This window comes from Streptomyces flaveolus, assembly GCF_044765825.1.
Classification (GTDB): Bacteria; Actinomycetota; Actinomycetes; order Streptomycetales; family Streptomycetaceae; genus Streptomyces; species Streptomyces flaveolus.
On sequence record NZ_JBIWKU010000011.1, the window covers coordinates 229,125 to 246,944 of the forward strand.

The 17,820-nt window shown below is 72.6% G+C and carries 11 protein-coding genes and 1 pseudogene; 9 read left to right on the forward strand and 3 right to left on the reverse strand.

Going from position 1 to position 17,820, the window contains the following annotated elements; translation table 11 throughout:
• Positions 1-10: 10 nt before the first annotated feature.
• Together ACIRG6_RS29665 and ACIRG6_RS29670 are read left to right on the forward strand one after the other, a co-directional pair.
• On the forward strand, positions 11-1,693 hold the full coding sequence (locus ACIRG6_RS29665) for a PucR family transcriptional regulator (protein WP_364821126.1): 1,683 nt from the start codon (positions 11-13) through the stop codon (positions 1,691-1,693).
• Between the two features lie 253 nt (positions 1,694-1,946).
• Positions 1,947-3,392: an aldehyde dehydrogenase family protein gene (locus tag ACIRG6_RS29670; protein ID WP_403325027.1), complete on the forward strand. Its 1,446-nt coding sequence runs from the start codon at positions 1,947-1,949 to the stop codon at positions 3,390-3,392.
• 78 nt (positions 3,393-3,470) lie between these two features.
• Here the strand turns inward: ACIRG6_RS29670 and ACIRG6_RS29675 are convergent, their stop codons facing one another.
• Positions 3,471-6,362 carry a glycoside hydrolase family 3 C-terminal domain-containing protein gene (locus ACIRG6_RS29675; RefSeq protein ID WP_403325028.1) on the reverse strand — a complete coding sequence of 964 codons (2,892 nt, stop codon included), beginning with the start codon at positions 6,360-6,362 and terminating at the stop codon, positions 3,471-3,473.
• A 331-nt stretch (positions 6,363-6,693) separates the two neighbouring features.
• Here ACIRG6_RS29675 and ACIRG6_RS29680 point away from each other — a divergent pair, with 331 nt between their 5' ends.
• From ACIRG6_RS29680 to ACIRG6_RS29710, 7 genes are read left to right on the forward strand one after another with little or no spacing between them, the layout of a single operon-like run.
• Positions 6,694-8,379 (forward strand): extracellular solute-binding protein, encoded by a 1,686-nt coding sequence (locus tag ACIRG6_RS29680; protein WP_364821118.1) that lies wholly within the window; start codon positions 6,694-6,696, stop codon positions 8,377-8,379.
• 26 nt (positions 8,380-8,405) lie between these two features.
• Positions 8,406-9,443 carry an ABC transporter permease gene (locus tag ACIRG6_RS29685; protein ID WP_364680330.1) on the forward strand — a complete coding sequence of 346 codons (1,038 nt, stop codon included), beginning with the start codon at positions 8,406-8,408 and terminating at the stop codon, positions 9,441-9,443.
• Between the two features lie 23 nt (positions 9,444-9,466).
• Entirely contained in the window at positions 9,467-10,393 is a 927-nt protein-coding gene (locus ACIRG6_RS29690; RefSeq protein ID WP_403325049.1) for a carbohydrate ABC transporter permease, read from the forward strand.
• Positions 10,394-10,451: 58 nt separating this feature from the next.
• Positions 10,452-10,706, forward strand: a complete 255-nt coding sequence (locus tag ACIRG6_RS29695; protein ID WP_364680324.1) for a hypothetical protein — start codon at positions 10,452-10,454, stop codon at positions 10,704-10,706.
• Positions 10,706-12,685 (forward strand): beta-galactosidase, encoded by a 1,980-nt coding sequence (locus tag ACIRG6_RS29700; RefSeq protein WP_364821115.1) that lies wholly within the window; start codon positions 10,706-10,708, stop codon positions 12,683-12,685. The genes ACIRG6_RS29695 and ACIRG6_RS29700 overlap by 1 nt, the downstream gene beginning before the upstream one ends.
• A complete protein-coding gene (locus ACIRG6_RS29705) occupies positions 12,682-14,928 on the forward strand; it encodes a glycosyl hydrolase family 95 catalytic domain-containing protein (protein WP_364680319.1) in 2,247 nt (748 codons plus the stop codon). Before ACIRG6_RS29700 ends, ACIRG6_RS29705 begins: the two co-directional genes overlap by 4 nt.
• 38 nt (positions 14,929-14,966) lie before the next feature.
• The gene (locus ACIRG6_RS29710; protein ID WP_364680316.1) at positions 14,967-15,674 is read left to right on the forward strand and encodes a glycoside hydrolase family 12 protein; all 708 of its coding nucleotides are present in this window, start codon (positions 14,967-14,969) and stop codon (positions 15,672-15,674) included.
• A 56-nt stretch (positions 15,675-15,730) separates the two neighbouring features.
• Here ACIRG6_RS29710 and ACIRG6_RS29715 read toward each other — a convergent pair.
• Together ACIRG6_RS29715 and ACIRG6_RS29720 are read right to left on the reverse strand one after the other, a co-directional pair.
• A pseudogene (locus ACIRG6_RS29715) lies at positions 15,731-16,078 on the reverse strand (TIM-barrel domain-containing protein); the annotation flags it as partial.
• A 406-nt stretch (positions 16,079-16,484) separates the two neighbouring features.
• On the reverse strand, positions 16,485-17,498 hold the full coding sequence (locus tag ACIRG6_RS29720; protein ID WP_403325029.1) for a LacI family DNA-binding transcriptional regulator: 1,014 nt from the start codon (positions 17,496-17,498) through the stop codon (positions 16,485-16,487).
• Between the last annotated feature and the right edge of the window lie 322 nt (positions 17,499-17,820).

Here is a 17,820-nt window from a genome sequence, read left to right on the forward strand (position 1 = left end):
TGAAGGCCCCATGCCCCCGACGCTCGCCTCGCTCGTCCACCACTCCGCGCTCAAACTGACCGTGCGCGCGGGCGAGGACCGCCTCGACGTGCCGGTCCGCTGGGCCCACTCCAGCGAGCTCGCCGACCCCGTGCCCTACATGGAGGGCGGCGAGCTCCTGCTGATCACCGCGCTCAAGCTGGACGCGGAGGACCCGCAGGCGATGCGCCAGTACGTGAGGCGGCTGGCCGGGGCCGGGGTGGTGGGGCTCGGGTTCGCCGTCGGGGTCCACTACGAGGACATCCCCGACGCGCTGGTCGAGGCCGCGCGGGGAGAGGGCCTGCCGCTGCTGGAGGTCCCGCGCCGCACGCCCTTCCTCGCCATCAGCAAGGCCGTGTCCGCCGCCATCGCCGCCGACCAGTACCGGGCGGTCACGGCGGGCTTCGCGGCGCAGCGGGAGCTGACCAAGCAGGCACTGACCGACGGCCCGGAGGGGCTGCTGGCCGCCCTGGCCGCGCAGGTCGACGGCTGGGCGGCGCTGTACGACACGGCGGGCGCCGTCGTCGCCGCGGCACCCGAGTGGGCCGGCCGCAGGGCGGCGCGGCTCACCGCGGACGTGCAGCGGCTGCGGGAGCGGCCGGCTCCGGCCTCCTCCGTGGTCGGGGGCGGCGCGGGCGACTCCGAGCAGCCCGAGAACACCGACCGGGTCGAGCTGCACTCCCTCGGCACCTCCCGCAAGGCCCGCGCGGCGCTCGCGGTCGGCACGGCCGCCACCCTCGGCACCGCCGAGCGGTACGCCGTCCACTCCGCCATCGCCCTGCTGACGCTCACCACGGAACGCTCCCGCTCCCTGCACGCCGCCGAGCAGCGCATCGGCGCGGCCGTGCTGCGCATGCTGCTCGCCGGCGAACCCGACCACGCCCGCGCGGTCGCCGGCGACCTGTACGGCGACCTGCTCGACGCGCCCTTCCGGATGATCGTCGCCGAGTCCGCGTCGGCCTCGGCCGCCCGGGCGCACGCCGGGCCGCCACCGCGCGTGCCCGCCCTCAAGCCGTCCGCCGCATCGCTGGCCGCGGCCGACACCGGCGGCGACCCGCTCGGCGCCCTCGCCGAGGCCGTCGAGTCGGCGGCGGCCCGGGCCGGTGAGGCGGTGCTGGTGGTGCCCGAGGGGCAACGTCTGGTCGTCCTGGCCACCGACGAGGGCGCGGCCGTCGCCGCCTGCGCCGCGTACGCGGCGGCCCTGGAAGCGTCCCGGCCGACGCCGGAGCCGATCACGGGCGGCGACGAGGAGGGGCTGGTCGTCGGCCTGTCGGCGCCGTCCGGGCCCATCGCCGCGTCCGCCGCCTACAAGCAGGCCGAGCAGGCGCTGTCGGTGGCCCGCCGGCGCGGCCGGGTCTGCGTGGAGCACGAACACCTGGCCGCGGGCTCGGTGCTGCCGCTGCTCGCCGACGACGCGGTGCGCGCCTTCGCCGACGGCCTGCTGCGGGCGCTGCGCGACCACGACGCCACCGGCCGGGGCGACCTGGTGGCCTCCCTGCGCGCCTGGCTCTCCCGGCACGGCCAGTGGGACGCGGCGGCCGCCGACCTGGGCGTCCACCGCCACACCCTGCGCTACCGGATGCGCCGCGTGGAGGAGATCCTCGGCCGTTCCCTGGACGACCCGGACGTACGGATGGAGCTGTGGCTGGCCCTGAAGGCGACGTCAGCGGAGTGATGTGAGCCCGTCCGGCGTTCGAGGACGAGGCCGTCCAGGCCGAAGGGGGGTCTGGGGGGCGTAGCCCCCAGGGACGGGAAGGGGCGGCGGGGGCGAGAAGCGCACAGCCCCGGACCCCGCACCCCGCCAATCCGTCGAACCCCCACCCCCCACCACTACGGCTCGGACAAACGCCACCCGCCGCCCCCCGCCCTACCGTGGACTCCGCACACCCGTACACACACCCCCAACGCGGAAGGGCCGGGACTCCACTATGACTTCCACCCACGCCTTCTGGCTCGCCGGCCGCCAGGCCACCGGTGAGGACACCTTCGACGTCACGTCCCCGTGGGACGGCCGCACCGTCGCCACGGTGAGCCTGCCCACCGACGCCCAGGTCGAGGAGGCCGTGGCCGCCGCGTACGCCGTACGGGACGAGTTCGCCGCCACCCCCGCCCACGTCCGCGCCGCCGCCCTGGACCACGTCAGCCGCCGCCTGGCCGAGCGCACGGAGGAGCTCGCCCGGCTGATCTCCGCCGAGAACGGCAAGCCGATCAAGTGGGCCCGCGGCGAGGTCGGCCGCGCCGTGTCCGTCTTCCGCTTCGCGGCCGAGGAGGCCCGCCGCTTCAACGGCGGCGAGGCGCAGCGCCTGGACACCGACGCCAGCGGCCAGGGCCGGCTCGCCCTCACCCGCCGCTTCCCCAAGGGCGTCGTCCTCGGCATCGCGCCGTTCAACTTCCCGCTGAACCTGTGTGCCCACAAGATCGCCCCGGCGATCGCGGCCGGTGCGCCGATCATCCTCAAGCCGGCCCCCGCCACCCCTCTCTCCGGCCTGATCCTCGGTGACCTGCTCGCCGAGACCGAGCTGCCCGCCGGCTCCTGGAGCATCCTGCCGGTCTCCAACGACCGCATGCCCGCCCTCGTCCAGGACGAGCGGCTGCCGGTCATCTCCTTCACCGGCTCCGAGACGGTCGGTTACGCGATCATGGACTCGGTGCCGCGCAAGCACTGCACCCTGGAGCTGGGCGGCAACGGCGCGGCCGTGGTCCTCGGCGACTGGGCGAGCGACCAGGACCTCGACTGGGCCGCGACCCGCATCGCGACCTTCTCCAACTACCAGGGCGGCCAGTCCTGCATCTCGGTGCAGCGCGTGATCGCCGACGCCGCCGTGTACGACCGTCTGCTGCCGCGCATCGTCGCCGCCGTCGAGGCCCAGGTCACCGGCGACCCGAACGACGACGCCACGGACGTCGGCCCGCTGGTCAGCGAGGCCGCCGCCGAGCGCGTGGAGTCCTGGGTCGACGAGGCCGTCGCCGCGGGCGCGAAGCTCCTCACCGGCGGCAAGCGGGACGGCGCCTCGTACGCGCCGACCGTCCTGACCGATCTGCCGGCCGACGTCACCCTCGCCTGCGAGGAGGTCTTCGGTCCCGTGCTGAGCGTGCAGAAGGTGAACGGCGAGGACGAGGCGTTCGCCGCCGTCAACGACTCCAAGTACGGCCTTCAGGCAGGCGTGTTCACCCACGACGTGCAGGCCGCCTTCCGTGCCCACCGCGCGCTGGAGGTCGGCGGTGTCGTCGTCGGCGACGTGCCCTCCTACCGCGCCGACCAGATGCCGTACGGCGGTGCCAAGCAGTCCGGCGTGGGCCGCGAGGGCGTCAGGTTCGCGATGGACGACTACACCTACGAGCGGGTGCTGGTGCTGACGGGCCTCGCCCTCTGACCCACCCCGAGAAGGCCGACGGCCCGAGCCCACTGTGCGGGGGTTCGGGCCGTCGGCGTGCCGGCTTCCTCCGGACCCTCAACCGGAGAAGCCGACGTGCGCGAGCCGCAGTGAGCCGCGCAGCCTGATGGTCAGATCGTGCACGCCCTCGGCGGTCAGGGCGGCGCCGAGCTCCACGTAGTCGTACGGGCCCTGCGTCGGCGCCCGCGGCGACAGCACCGCCGACGAGGGGCCCCCGTCGAGGGCGATCTCCACCGTGCCCCCGCCCGCCACCGCGACGGTCACCCCTGTGACGCCGGAACCGAAGTCGCAGGCGCGGTAGAGCAGTTCACCGGCCCCGCCCGCGACCGGCGTCACCGCGTCGCCCGCCGGCTTCGTGCGGTCCACGATCTCCGTGCCGCTCTGCTCGTCGAAGCCGGCCGCCTCCAGGCCCCGTTCGCGCACCGGGCGCGGCGCGGCGGGCTCCCCGTCGAGCACGACATTCGTCTCCAGGCGCACGTCCTCGCTGGACGCGCCGGCCAGCAGGGCGTACGGGCCCGGCTCCAGCCGCCACCGGCCGTGCGCGACGTCCCAGAACGCGAAGGCGGACAGCGGCACGTCGAAGGACACCTGCGCCCGCTCGCCCGGGGCCAGGGTGAGCCGCCGGTGCGCCAGCAGCTCCCGGCGCGGGCGCGGGACCGAGGGTGCCTCGGCGCGGGCGTAGAGCTGCGCCACCTCGTCGGCGGTGACGTCCCCCGTGTTGGTGACCGTGAAGGACACGGACACCGAGCCGTCCCCGACCCGGGCGGAGAGGTCCGCGTACGCGAAGGACGCGTACGACAGGCCGTGTCCGAAGGGGAACAGCGGGGCCCCCTCGAAGTACAGGTAGGTCTGGCGGCCGCCGATCACGTCGTAGTCGAGCAGACCGGGCAGGTCGGCGTCGTCGGCGTACCAGGTCTGCGGAAGCCGCCCTGCGGGGGAGACGTCACCGGCCAGGACCCGGGCCAGCGCGGTGCCGGCCGCCTGGCCGCCGTGCGCGGTCCACAGCACCGCCGGGAGGGTCTCCGCGTCGACCGCGTACGGGTAGGCGGAGACCAGCGCCAGCACCGTGCGCGGGTTGGCGGCGCGGGCCGCGCGCAGCAGCCGTTCCTGCTGCTCCGGCAGCCGCAGGGTCGTACGGTCCGCGGTCTCCCGGCCGTTGATGTGCGGGTCGTTGCCCGCCACCACCACGACCACGTCGGCCCCGGCCGCGGCCCGCGTCACCGCGTCCTCGCCGCGCTCGGCGACGACCAGCCCGAAGACCTCACCGCCCGTGTCGTCCGCGGCAACCTTCACGCCGTCGGCGGCGACACAGACGGGACGACCCGTCCCCAGGTGCCGGAGGAGGTGCCCGTTCCCGTGGGGTTCCAGGCGGAACGTCTCCTGCACGACCCAGCCGCCGGGCTGGTCGGCGGAGGCGCGGACGAAGCCGTCCTCGGCGACGGACAGGTACCGGCCGTCGTGGGCGCGCAGGGTGAGCACCCCCTCGCCCCAGTCGACGAGCGCGAGTTCGCTGCCGGTGGCGTCGGTGGTGAGCGGCGGCAGGTCGGTGCGGCCGGCGATCAGGGCCGGGTCGAGGGCGCCCTCGGCGCCGGGCGCCCCGTCGGGGGAGTCCTCTGCCGGGAGCACGTGCAGGAACGTACCGGCGGTGGTCCTCAGCCGGATCCGGTCCACGCCCTCCGCGAAGCTGACGTTCTTCGCGCCGAACCGCTCGTACAGGCCCTCCAGCGGGGTGGAGCGGTGCAGGAGCGTGCCGCTGTACCAGTCGAGCTTGCACTCGTCGGCGAGCAGTCCGACGACGGCGACGCGGGTGTCCGGGGCCAGCGGCAGCACGCCGTCGTTCTTGAGCAGGACGGCCGCCTGCTCGGCGGCCTCCAGGGCGAGCGCGCGGTGCTCCGGGGTGTCGAAGTCGGCGGTGGCGGCGTACGGGTCCTGCTCGGGGTCGAACTCGCCGAGGCGGAAGCGGACCGAGAGCTGGCGGCGTACGGCCGCGTCGAGGTCGGCCTCGGTGAGCAGTCCCTGTCCGAGGGCGCCCCGGACCCGCGCGACGGTCTTCGTGGAGTCCGTGCCGTGGTCGGTGAAGCTGTCCACCCCGGCGTGCAGCGCGGCGGCGGTCGCCTCCTCGTGGGTGTCGAAGTAGTGCTCGGAGTCGACCAGGTTGGAAGGGGCGCCGGCGTCCGAGCAGACCAGCAGCTCCTCGTCCGTCCAGGTGCGCAGCTGCTCGCGCAGGTACGGGGAGACGTGGTTCGGGCGGCCGTTGACCAGGTTGTACGCCGGCATCACTCCGGCCACCGCGCCCGCCTCGACCGTCTCGCGGAAGGCGCGCAGGTCGTACTCGTGCAGGACGCGCGGGCGGACGGACGACGAGGAGGTGTCCCGGTCGGTCTCGTTGTTGTGGGCGAGCCAGTGCTTGAGCACGGGCGCCGTGCGCCAGTACGTCGGATGACTGCCGCGCAGGCCGCGGGTGTAGGCGGTGGCGATGGCCGAGGTGAGCTTCGGGTCCTCCGAGTAGCCCTCCTCGTTGCGGCCCCACAGGGGGTGGCGCAGCAGGTTGACGGTCGGGGACCACACGTTGAGGCCGACGCGTCCGTCGCGGGCGCGCATCGCCCGGGCCTCCTTGGACACCGCCTCGCCGACCCGGCGCACCAGGTCCTCGTTCCAGGTGGCGCCGAGGCCCACGGCCTGCGGGAACACGGTCGCCGGGCCCATCCAGGCCACCCCGTGCAGCGCCTCCTGGCCGGTGCGGAACGCGGCGATGCCGAGCCGTTCGACGGCCGGGGCGAACTGGTGCAGGAACGCGGTCTTCTCGTCGAGCGTCAGCCGCGACATCAGGTCGTCGACGCGCTTCCCGAACGGCAGGTGCGGATCGCGGAAAGGCGGCGTGGGTGCGGTCACGTGGAGATCCCCTTGCGATGGAGCGGCGAGACGCTTTCGAAGCGCTTCGATGCTCATTCGGCTCCGGGCCGGGTGTCAACCCGTATCCGCACACGAACTCAGACTTCTGGTCACTCTCCAAGTCCCGCACGAACTCGGTCTGTCGCTCGTCGCTCGGCACGCCTCGGAGGAATCTTGGAAGCGACCCTTGTGCGCCCTCAGGCGTTCACTTAACCTCGCAGCAACATCGAAGCGCTTCGACTACGGAAGCGGTGAACCAGGGACGTACCTCGAGTGCGTCCGGTGCCGCGCATTCCTCCGACGACCGCTTCAGCTCAGCCAGTTCCACTAGACACCGCAGCCGACGGCCACCGCCGGGTGTCCTGGTGCGCCATGAAGGGTTGACGCAATGACGCCGAACGCCGCCTCCGGCCCCAGCCGGAGAAAGTTCCTCGCCTCCACGGCGGTCGCCACCGCAGCGGTGGCGGGAGGAATGCCGCTGCTCTCCGCCTGTGGCGGATCCGACGGCGGCTCGCGCGACGGCACCACGTCGGGCAAGGACGCCGAGAAGCTGCTGCCGGCGTACGTGGCCGGCAACGTGGTCACCCCCGACATCCCCAGCAAGAACGGCTCCGCGGTCGGCTTCACCGGCAAGCTCGACCTCGCGGACCTGAAGACCTCGGTGCCCAAGAAGCTCGGCAAGGGCGGCCGGGTCACCGTCATGTCGCCGTTCTGGGGGTCCCCGCCGAAGGAGGACAACGCCTACTACAAGGCGATGAACGACCTCATCGGCGTCGACGTGGTCTGGCAGAACCAGGACGGCAACACCTACGACCAGAAGCTCGGCGCGGTCCTCGCCTCCAGCGAGGTGCCCGACGTCGTGGTCGTCCCCGGCTGGAACATGACCGGCAAGATCCCCAGCGCCATCATCGGCAAGTTCGCCGACCTCGGCCCCTACCTCTCCGGCGACGCCGTCAAGGAGTACCCCAATCTCGCGGCGATCCCCACCGACGCCTGGCAGCGCTCCCTCTTCGGCGGCAAGCTGCTCGGCCTGCCGATGCCGTCCTCGTACGTGTCCGGCATTCTGCCGCTGTACCGCCAGGACGTCTTCGAGAAGGAGGGCTACGAGGTCCCCCGGTCCTGCGACGAGTTCATGGCGCTGGCCAAGGAGGCCACCAACGCGAAGGCCAGGCGCTGGGCCTGCCTGGACATGAAGTGGACCGCCTTCAACGCCTTCGGCGTGCTCTCCGGCAACGAGAAGTCCCTCGGCTGGAACGAGGTCGACGGCAAGCTGATCAACCGCATCGAGACGGAGGGGTATCTCGAGGCTCTGGAATGGACGCGCAAGCTGTTCGCCGCCGGGGTCGTGCACCCCGACGCCCATCTGGGCAAGAGCAACGCCGTCGACCCCGGGCCCAAGTTCGCCGCCGGCGAGTTCCTCATCTACAACCAGGACATCTCCCAGTGGTGGAGCCGCACCGCCGAACAGGCCACCCAGAACCCCGGGTTCAGGATCTGGGGCATGGACTTCTTCGGGCACGACGGCGGTGAGCCCACGCTGTGGGCGCAGAACCCGGCGAGCATCTTCGCCTTCGTCAACAAGAAGGCGTCCAAGTCCGTGATCCGCGACGTGCTGGCCGTCGCCAACGTCACCGCCGCGCCGTACGGCACCAAGGAGTACATGGCCACCAACTACGGTGTGGAGGGCACCCACTACACCGTCAAGGACGGCGTGCCCACCAAGACCGACCAGGGCAACATCGACGTGATGAACGCCTACGTGATGGTGGCGAGCCCCGCCGCGACCATCGCCCACCCCGACTTCCCCGAGGTCGCCAAGGGACAGGTCGAGTGGCAGCAGCGGATGGGCGCCTTCACCAGGAAGCCCGCCTTCTACGGCATGCAGATCACCGAGCCCGCCCGCTACACCAACCTCTCCAACGACTTCGAGCAGCTGGAGGACGACGTCGTCCGCGGCCGCAAGAAGGTCAGCGACATGCAGCAGGCCGTCTCCGACTGGCGGAGCAAGGGCGGCGACGAACTGCGCGACTGGTACAAGAAGCTGCTCGACGACAACGGCGCGGCGGCGGGCTGACCGGTACCGAGGCGAGGAGAACGGCCGTGTCCCACAGCACGGTGCCTCGGACCAGGGCCGAGGCCGACGCGACGAAGAAGACCCCGGTGGCGTCCGGCGACGCCACCGGCTCACGGAAGGGCAAGAAGAGCACGGGGAGGATCGGCCTGCGGCTGAGATTCCGGCGCGACCGCGTACTGCTGCTGATGACACTGCCGGCCGTCCTGCTGGTGCTGCTCTTCAACTACGTACCGATCCTCGGCAACGTCGTCGCCTTCCAGGAGTACGACCCCTACATCAGCGACAACGGGATCGTCTCCATCCTGCACAGCCCCTGGGTGGGCCTGGAGAACTTCCAGCGGATCTTCGAGGACTCCGCCTTCTGGAACTCCGTGCGGAACACGCTGGTGCTGTTCCTCCTCCAGCTCGTGCTGTACTTCCCGGTCCCCATCCTCCTCGCGCTGCTCATCAACAGCGTGGTCCGGCCCCGGGTGCGGGCGATCTCGCAGGCCATCCTCTACCTGCCGCACTTCTTCTCGTGGGTGCTGGTCATCGCCGTCTTCCAGCAGCTGTTCGGCGGGGCGGGGCTGTTGTCCCAGCTGCTGCGCGACCACGGGTACGACGGACTCAGTCTCATGACCGACCCGGACACCTTCAAGTTCCTGGTCACCGCGCAGAGCGTGTGGAAGGACGCCGGCTGGGGGATCATCGTCTTCCTCGCCGCGCTCGCCTCCGTCAGTCCCGACCTGTACGAGGCCGCCGCGATGGACGGCGCGGGCCGCTGGCGCCGCATGTGGCACGTCACGCTGCCCGCGCTGCGCCCGGTGATCGCCCTGCTGCTGGTGCTGCGCGTCGGCGACGCCCTGACGGTCGGCTTCGAACAGATCCTGCTGCAACGCGACGCCGTCGGACCGGGAGCCGCGGAGGTCCTCGACACCTTCGTGTGGTGGAACGGCGTCCGCAACCAGGACTTCGGCTACGCGGCCGCCGCCGGGCTCGTCAAGGGCGTCATCAGCCTCGGCCTGGTCCTGATCGCGAACAAGGTGGCCCACCTCATGGGCGAGCAGGGGGTGTACAAGAAGTGACCGCCGTGCAAGAAGCGACCGCGGTGACCGACAAGTCCGCGCGCACGCCCGGCCGGTGGGCGGCCCCGCCCCGGCCGGTGTGGGAGGAGGAGCCCAGCCGGGCCGGACTCGCCGGCAAGGGGCTGGTACTGCTCCTGGCCTGCCTGGGCATCCTCTTCCCGCTGTGGATCGTCGTCGTCACCAGCCTCTCCTCGCGCAAGGCCATCGACGAGGCCGGCGGGCTGGTGATGATCCCGAAGGACATCACCTTCGTCGCCTACCAGGAACTGCTCAGCGGCGGCCAGGTCACCCGCGCCGCGCTCGTCAGCATCGGCATCACCCTCGTCGGCACGCTGTTCTCGATGGCGGTGTCGGTCCTGTGCGCCTACGGACTGTCCCGCAGCGGCTCACTGGGCCACCGCTGGATCCTCATGGTGCTGCTGGCCACGATGTTCTTCAGCGCGGGCCTCATCCCCACCTACCTGCTGGTGCAGTCCCTCGGCCTGACGGACAGCTACCTCGCGCTGATCCTGCCCAGCGCGATCAGCGTCTTCAACATCCTGGTGCTGCGCGGCTTCTTCATGGGCATCTCCCAGGAGCTGACCGACAGCGCCCGCATCGACGGCGCCGGGGACCTGCGCATCCTGTGGCAGATCGTCCTGCCGCTGTCCCGCGCGGTCGTCGCGGTGATCACCCTGTTCTACGCCGTGGGCTACTGGAGCGCGTGGTTCAACGCCTCCCTGTACCTCAACGACCAGGACATGCTGCCCCTGCAGAACGTCATGATCCAGCTCGTGCAGAAGCAGGAGGCGCCGGTCGGCCTGGGCCAGGCGATCAAGACCGGTGAGCTCTCCGGTCTGGCCGTGCAGATGGCCGTGATGGTCATGGCCCTGCTGCCCGTGGCCGTGCTGTCGCCGTTCGTCCAGCGTCACTTCAAGAAGGGGATGCTGACCGGTGCGGTGAAGGGGTGAGGTGTCCCGCGCCCCTTGGGTTTCTCCCCTCCCCGTCCCTTGCAGAGCGAGGTGTCTCATGTCCACGTTCCGCCCGAACAGACGCGCCGTACTCGCCGGGGCGGCGGCCGGTGCCGTGCCGGCCGCCGTTCCTGTCGCCCCCGGGCGAGCCCGGGCCGCCGAAGGCGGCGGGGACACCCCCTACCACTGGCGCAACGTCGTCATCGGTGGCACCGGCTTCTGGACCGGCGAGACGATCACCGGCGACCCGCGCGTCCACGGCCGTGTCCACCTCGCCACCAACGGGCGCGGCATCCAGTACGGGGAGCCCTGATGACGCCGAGCCTCGCGGACACCACCCGCGGCCGCATCCTCTTCGGCGGCGACTACAACCCCGAGCAGTGGCCCGAGGAGACCTGGCACGAGGACGTCCGCCTGATGAAGGCCGCCGGCGTCAACTCCGTCACCCTCGGCGTCTTCTCCTGGTCGAAGCTCGAACCCCGGCCCGGCGTCCACCACTTCGCCTGGCTGGACCACCTGATGGACCTGATGCACGCCCACGCCATCGGTGTCGTCCTTGCCACCCCCACCTCGGCGCCCCCGCCCTGGCTGGGGCGCCTCCACCCGGACACCCTGCCCCGCGACGAGGACGGCCGCACCGAGTGGTGGGGCGGCCGGCAGCACTTCTCGCACTCCAGCGCCACCTACCGCCGCCACGCCGCCGCCATCACCGAGGCCCTGGCCGCCCGCTACGCCGGCCACCCGGCCCTCACCATGTGGCACATCAACAACGAGTACTGCACCTTCGACCACGGCGACGAGTCCGCCGCCCGTTTCCGCCGCTGGCTCCAGCACAGGTACGGCACCCTCGACGCCCTCAACACCGCCTGGGGCACCGCCTTCTGGAGCCAGGGCTACGGCGACTGGGAGGAGATCCTCCCGGCCCGCCGCGCCCACTACCTGAAGAACCCCACCCAGGTGCTGGACTTCCGCCGCTTCACCTCCGACATGCTCCTGGAGTGCTTCACCGCCGAACGCGACATCGTCCGGCGCCACACCCCGCACCTCCCGGTCACCACGAACTTCATGCCGCTGTGGCACGGCCAGGACGCCTGGCGCTGGGCCGAGGAGGAGGACGTCGTCTCCGTCGACCTCTACCCCGACCCGCGCGACCCCCTGGGCGCCCAGCACGGCGCCCTGGTCCAGGACATGACCCGCTCGCAGGCCCGTGGCCCCTGGATGCTGATGGAGCAGGCGGCCGGACCGGTGAACTGGCGCGGCGCCGACCACCCCAAGCCGCGCGGTCTGAACCGCCTGTGGTCCCTCCAGGCCGTGGCGCGCGGCGCGGACGCCGTCTGCTACTTCCAGTGGCGCCAGTCGAGGCAGGGCGCGGAGAAGTTCCACTCCGGCATGGTCGGCCACGCGGGGGAGCAGGGCCGTACGCACCAGGAGGTCAAACAGCTCGGCGCCGACCTGGCGAAGATAGGCCCCCACGTCGCGGACACCCGGATCACGGCCGACGTCGCCGTCCTGCACGACTGGCACTCCTGGTGGGCCGGCGCCCAGGACGGCCGCCCCTCCACCCGCTTCGACTACCCGGACGTCCTGCACGCCTGGCACCGTGCCCTGTGGGAGGCCCACCTCACCACCGACTTCGCCCACCCCGAGCACGACCTGACCCCGTACCGGGCGGTCGTCGTGCCGCAGCTCTACGCACTCACGGACGCCGCGATCGACAACCTCCTCGCCTACGTCCGCGGCGGCGGCACCCTCGTCTGCGGCTTCCTCACCGGCATCGCCGACCAGGACGACCGGATCAGGCCCGGCGGCATGGACGCCCGGCTGCGTGACCTGTTCGGCATCCGCACCCTGCACGAGTGGTGGCCCCTGGAGGCGGACGAGACGGCCGCCTGCGACGGCTTCCGGGGCACGCTGTGGTCGGAGGAGATCGAACCGGACGGCACCGCCACCGAGACCCTCCCGTACAAGGGCGGCGAGCTGGACGGACTCCCGGCCGTCCTGCGCAAGGGCCGCGCCTGGTACGTGTCGACCCTGCCGGAACCGGACGCGCTGCGCGGGCTGCTCGCCCGGGCCGCAGCCGAAGCGGGCGCCCGCCCGGTGCTCGACGGGCTCCCGGCCCAGGTGGAGGCGGTACGCCGCGGCGACCTGCTGTTCCTCCTCCACCACGGCCGCGAGCCGGTCACCGTCGACGTCCCCGGCACCCACCGCGACCTGCTGACCGAGACGACCGTCACCGACCGTGTCACCCTCGACCGCTACGGCGTGGCGGTCCTGGCGGGGCCGGCCTCATGACCGGCGGGCCCGTGCACGGAACCTGGGAACCCGAGCCCGCCGCCCGCTGGGAGGACGCCTTCCTCAGCGGCAACGGCCACCACGGCGCCCTGGTGTTCGGCGACCCGGGGGCCGACCGGGTCGTCGTGACCCACCACACCCTCGTACGCCCGAACGGCGGCGACGAGCTCCGCCGGCCGCCCCGGCTCGCCGCCGGGCTCCCCGCGCTGCAGGACCGCCTGCTCGCGGGCGACACGACCGCCGCCGAGGAGTTCACGGACGGCCGCCCGCTGCAGTGGGTCCGGCCCTTCCACCCGGCGTTCCAGATCCGGCTGAACAGGCCCCCCGGCGACACCGGCCACCCCTACCGCCGCTCCGTCGACTTCACCACCGGCGAGGCGACCGCGGCCCGCTCCACCTGGACCAGCCGGGTCTTCGTCTCCCGCGCCGACGACGTGATCGTCCAGCACCTCGCCGCCCCGCACCTCACCCTCGACCTCTCCCTCGACCCCCGCCTCCCCGGCGTCCCCGCCGGCCTGGGCATCGGCCACGGCGCCGTGCTCACCCCCGGGGGCGCCCTGCTCAGCCTGCGCGCCCGCTACCCCGGCAGCGACCTGGCGTACACCGGCGTCACCCTGGTCGCCGTCACCGGCGGCACCACGAAGCTGGTCCCGCCGGGCGTCCTCGTCGAGGGCGCCACGGAGGTCCTGCTCCTCACCCGGGTGCGCCGGCACACCGGCGAACTGGACGTGACCGCAGAGGGACGCGCCCTGCGCGACCTGGCGGCCGGGAGCCTCCCCGACGGACCGCACGGCACCTCGGACGACGGGCCTGGCGGCGCGTACGACGCCCTCCTCGGCCGCCACCTCGCCCTGCACCGCACCGCGTACGACCGTGTCACCCTCGACCTCGCCGCCGACCCCGCCGAACGCGCCCTGCCGGGCTCGGCGTTGCTCGCGCACCCCCACAGCCCGGCGCTCCTGGAGCGCCTCTTCGCCGCCGGCCGCTACCACCTGCTGTCGGCCGGCGGCCTGCTCCCGCCCCGCCTGACCGGCCTGTGGACCGGCGACTGGAACACCGCCTGGTCCGGCGCGTTCACCACCAACGCCAACCTCAACCTCCAGACCGCCTCCGCCGCCGCGGCCGCCCTGCCCGAGGTCACCGAGGCACACGCGGCCCTGGTCCACCGCCAGCTGCCCGACTGGCGGGACAACGCCCGCGCCATCTTCGGCACCCGCGGTGTCGTCGCGCCCTCGCACACCGACGGCGAGTGCGGCCACACGTACCACTTCAGCCGCGAGTACCCCCTGCACCTGTGGACGGCCGGCGCCGACTGGCTGCTCAAGCCCCTCGTCGACCACGACGAGACCTATGGCGTCCACGACCCCCGGACCACCGCCGCTCTCGCCGAAGTCGCCCTGTTCTACGAGGACTTCCTCACCCGCACCGACGGCGACGGCCGGCTCGCCGTCGTCCCCTCCTACTCGCCCGAGAACCGGCCCGCGAACGCGAGCTGGGGCACCGTCGACGCGGCCATGGACCTCTCCGCCGCCCGGCACGCCCTGCGCACCGCCGCCGACCGCCACCCCGAGCACGCCGACCGCTGGCGCGCCCTCGCCGACCGGCTCCCGCCGCACCGGATCAACGCCGACGGCGCCCTCGCCGAATGGGCCCGGCCCGGCCTGGCGGACGCCTACGACCACCGCCACCTCAGCCACCTCTACGGCGTCTGGCCGCTCGACGAGATCACCCCCTACGACACCCCCGGCCTCGCCGAGGCCGCCCACCGCGCCCTCGAACTGCGGGGCGCCGAGAACGGCTCGGCCCACGGTCACCTCCACCACGCCCTGGTCGCCGCCCGGCTCGGGGACGGCGCCCGGGTCGCCCACGCCCTGGGCCGGGTGCTCGACGGCGACTACTTCCACGCGTCCCTGATGAGCGCGCACTACCCGCACCGCGACGTCTACAACGCCGACGCCGCGCACGCCCTCCCGGCCGTGCTCATCGAGATGCTCGTGCAGTCCACGCCCGGCCGGCTGGTGCTGCTCCCCGCTCTCCCGGCCACCTGCCCCGAGGGCGAACTCAGGGGCGTACGCACCCGGTTTGGGGCAGCACTCGACCTCACCTGGACGCCCGACGGCAGTGCGACGGCCGTCCTGCGCCCGGACCGCACCCACCGCATCGACCTCAGGACTCCCTCCGGCGCCGAACCGCTCGACCTCGTCGCCGGGGAGGACCGCGTCATCAGCGTCAAGGCGCGGTAGCAGCAGCGCCCCTCCCCCCACCCATGGAAGGACACGCCATGGCACCACGCACGCGCACCCTGACCGCTCTCCTGGCCCCGGCCCTCGCGCTCGGCGCCACCGTCGGCCTCGCCTCCGCCCCCGCCCAGGCCGCCGTCTGGAACTCCTGCGACCAGTGGGGCAACACGAGCCTGAACGGCTACACCCTCTACAACAACATCTGGGGCTCCGGCGCCGGCAGCCAGTGCGTCTGGGCCAACTCCGGCACCAACTGGGGCGTCTGGGCCGACCACCCGAACACCGGCGGCATCAAGTCGTACCCGAACGCCAAGAAGGTGATCAACAAGCCGATCACCTCCCTCGGCTCGCTCACCAGCAGCTACAACGTCACGGTCCCGTCCTCCGGCGCGTACAACACGTCGTACGACATCTGGGACACGGACTACGACTACGAGATCATGCTCTGGGTCAACTACAACGGCGCCGTCGGTCCGCTCGGCACCTCGCAGGGTTCGGTGACCCTCGGCGGCCACTCGTGGAACGTCTACAAGGGGAACAACGGCGCCAACGAGGTCTTCTCGTTCCTGCGCACCTCGGACTCCAGCTCCGGCACGGTCGACATCCTGCCGATCCTGAAGTGGATCAAGGACACCAAGGGCTGGATGGGCAACGAGACCATCGGTGACGTCCAGTTCGGCTACGAGATCACCTCGTCCGCCGGCGGTCTGGACTTCCGCACCGACAACCTGACGGTCAGCGGCGGCTGACCCACCGCACCACGGCCGAGGGGCCGGCCCCGCCCGGGACCGGCCCCTCCCCGCGTCTACTCCGCGACCGGCAGCCGCGCCCCGTCCCGCAGGAACAGCGGGATGCGGTCCAGCGGAGCGTCGACCGTCACGGTCGCCCCGCCCTCGTACGTCTCACCCGTCCACGCGTCCGTCCAGCGCGCGCCCGCCGGCAGGTACTCCGTCCGGGCCGTGGCGCCCGCCGTCAGCACCGGCGCGACCAGCAGGTCCCGGCCGAAGAGGTAGGCGTCGTCCACCCCCCACGCCGCCGGGTCCCCGGGGAACTCCAGGAACAGCGGCCGCATCACCGGCAACCCCTCCTCGTGCGCCTCGCGCATCACGTCCAGCACGTACGGCTTCAGCCGCTCGCGCAGCCGCAGGTACTTGGATTGGGCGAGGCTGACCTCGGGCGGTGTCTGGGCAGGCTGATTCACGAGGCGTGCTCCTGGGGAGTGCGGACATGGCGGTGCCCTGGCACGGGCCGAACGGGTGAGCACCGAGGGCCGGCGGCCGACGAAGAGCGCGGCCGCGGGACGCCGCGGCGGTGCGGAGAGCAGAACCGGACGGGGGCGGCGACGGGAGGGTGGCCTACGGCGGGGTGGTCCAGGACGGACCGGGCTGCGAAGGGGCGGTGGCGACGGGGCGGTGGCCCACGGCGGGCGGTGGCGAGGGGGCCGGGTGACGGACGGGGTGGTGGCCCACGGCGGGGTGAGGCGTGACCGGGACGGCGGCGAAGGGAGCGGGGCCGCGACACGGCAGGGAGGCCGGGACCACGGCCCGCTCCCGTGCCGGCTACGGCCGGACCGGTGCCGGCCCCGAGCTCGCCCGTACCGTCAGTTCCGGCGTGAGCAGCACGACCTCCTCGCTGCCGCGCCCGTCGAGCTTGGCGACGAGCTGCTCCACGGCGTGCCGGCCCATCTCCTGCGCGGGCACGGCGACCGAGGTCAGCCGCACCGAGGCCTGGGCGGCGACCTGCTCGGGGCAGACCGCGACCACCGACACGTCCTCGGGCACGGCCCGGCCCTGCTGACGCAGCAGCGCGAGCAGCGGCTCGACCGCCGACTCGTTCTGGACGACGAATCCCGTGGTGTCCGGGCGCTCGTCGAAGACGCGGGCGAGGGTCGCGGACATCGCGTCGTAGCCGCCCTCGCACGGGCGGTGCAGCAGCCGCAGCCCCAGCTCACGCGCGCGGGTGCGCAGCCCGTCCAGGGTGCGCTCGGCGAAGCCCGTGTGCCGCTCGTAGACGGCGGGCGCCTCACCGATGACAGCGATGTCGCGGTGTCCCAGCGACGCCAGATGCTCCACGCACAGCGCACCGGTCGCCCGGAAGTCGAGGTCGACGCAGGTCAGCCCGGTGGTGTCGGCGGGCAGCCCGATCAGCACCGAGGGCTGGTCGGTGCCGCGCAGCAGCGGCAGCCGCTCGTCGTCGAGTTCGACGTCCATCAGGATCATCGCGTCGGCGAGGCCGCTGCCGGTGACGCGGCGCACCGCGTCGGGTCCCTCCTCGCCCGTGAGCAGCAGGATGTCGTATCCGTGGGCACGTGCGCTGGTCGCGACCGCGATGGCGATCTCCATCATCACCGGCACGTACATGTCCGTGCGCAGCGGGATCATCAGCGCGATGATGTTCGACCTGCTGCTGGCCAGGGCGCGGGCGCCGGCGTTCGGGTGGTAGCCGAGCTTCCGGATACTCTCCTCGACCCGCTGCCGGGTGGTGGTGGAGATGGACCGCTTGCCGCTGAGGACATAGCTCACCGTGCTCGCCGAGACTCCGGCGTGCTGGGCGACCTCGGCGAGGGTGACCATCCAGCTCTCCAAGCTTTGTGAAGCGCTTCGACAGCGCGCAGGGTGGACATGAGCGAGTGAGGGTGGTTCGACAGTAGCCCCAGCGGGAGTGGGTGTCCATAGGTTGTCGAAGCGCTTCGACAGCTTTCTTTCCCGCTGTTTCCCCGGCCTCCCGCCCATCCTCTCGCGCCCGCGGCCATCGGCCGAACGGCCGCACAAAGGGTGGTGGGTCCGCCCCGGAACGGGTACACACGATCGGGTAGCACCGACTCGTCACGTACGCCCGCGAGTTCGCCCATCGGGGACTTCGTGGCCGTACCTCCCTTCGATGCCGATTCGCGGC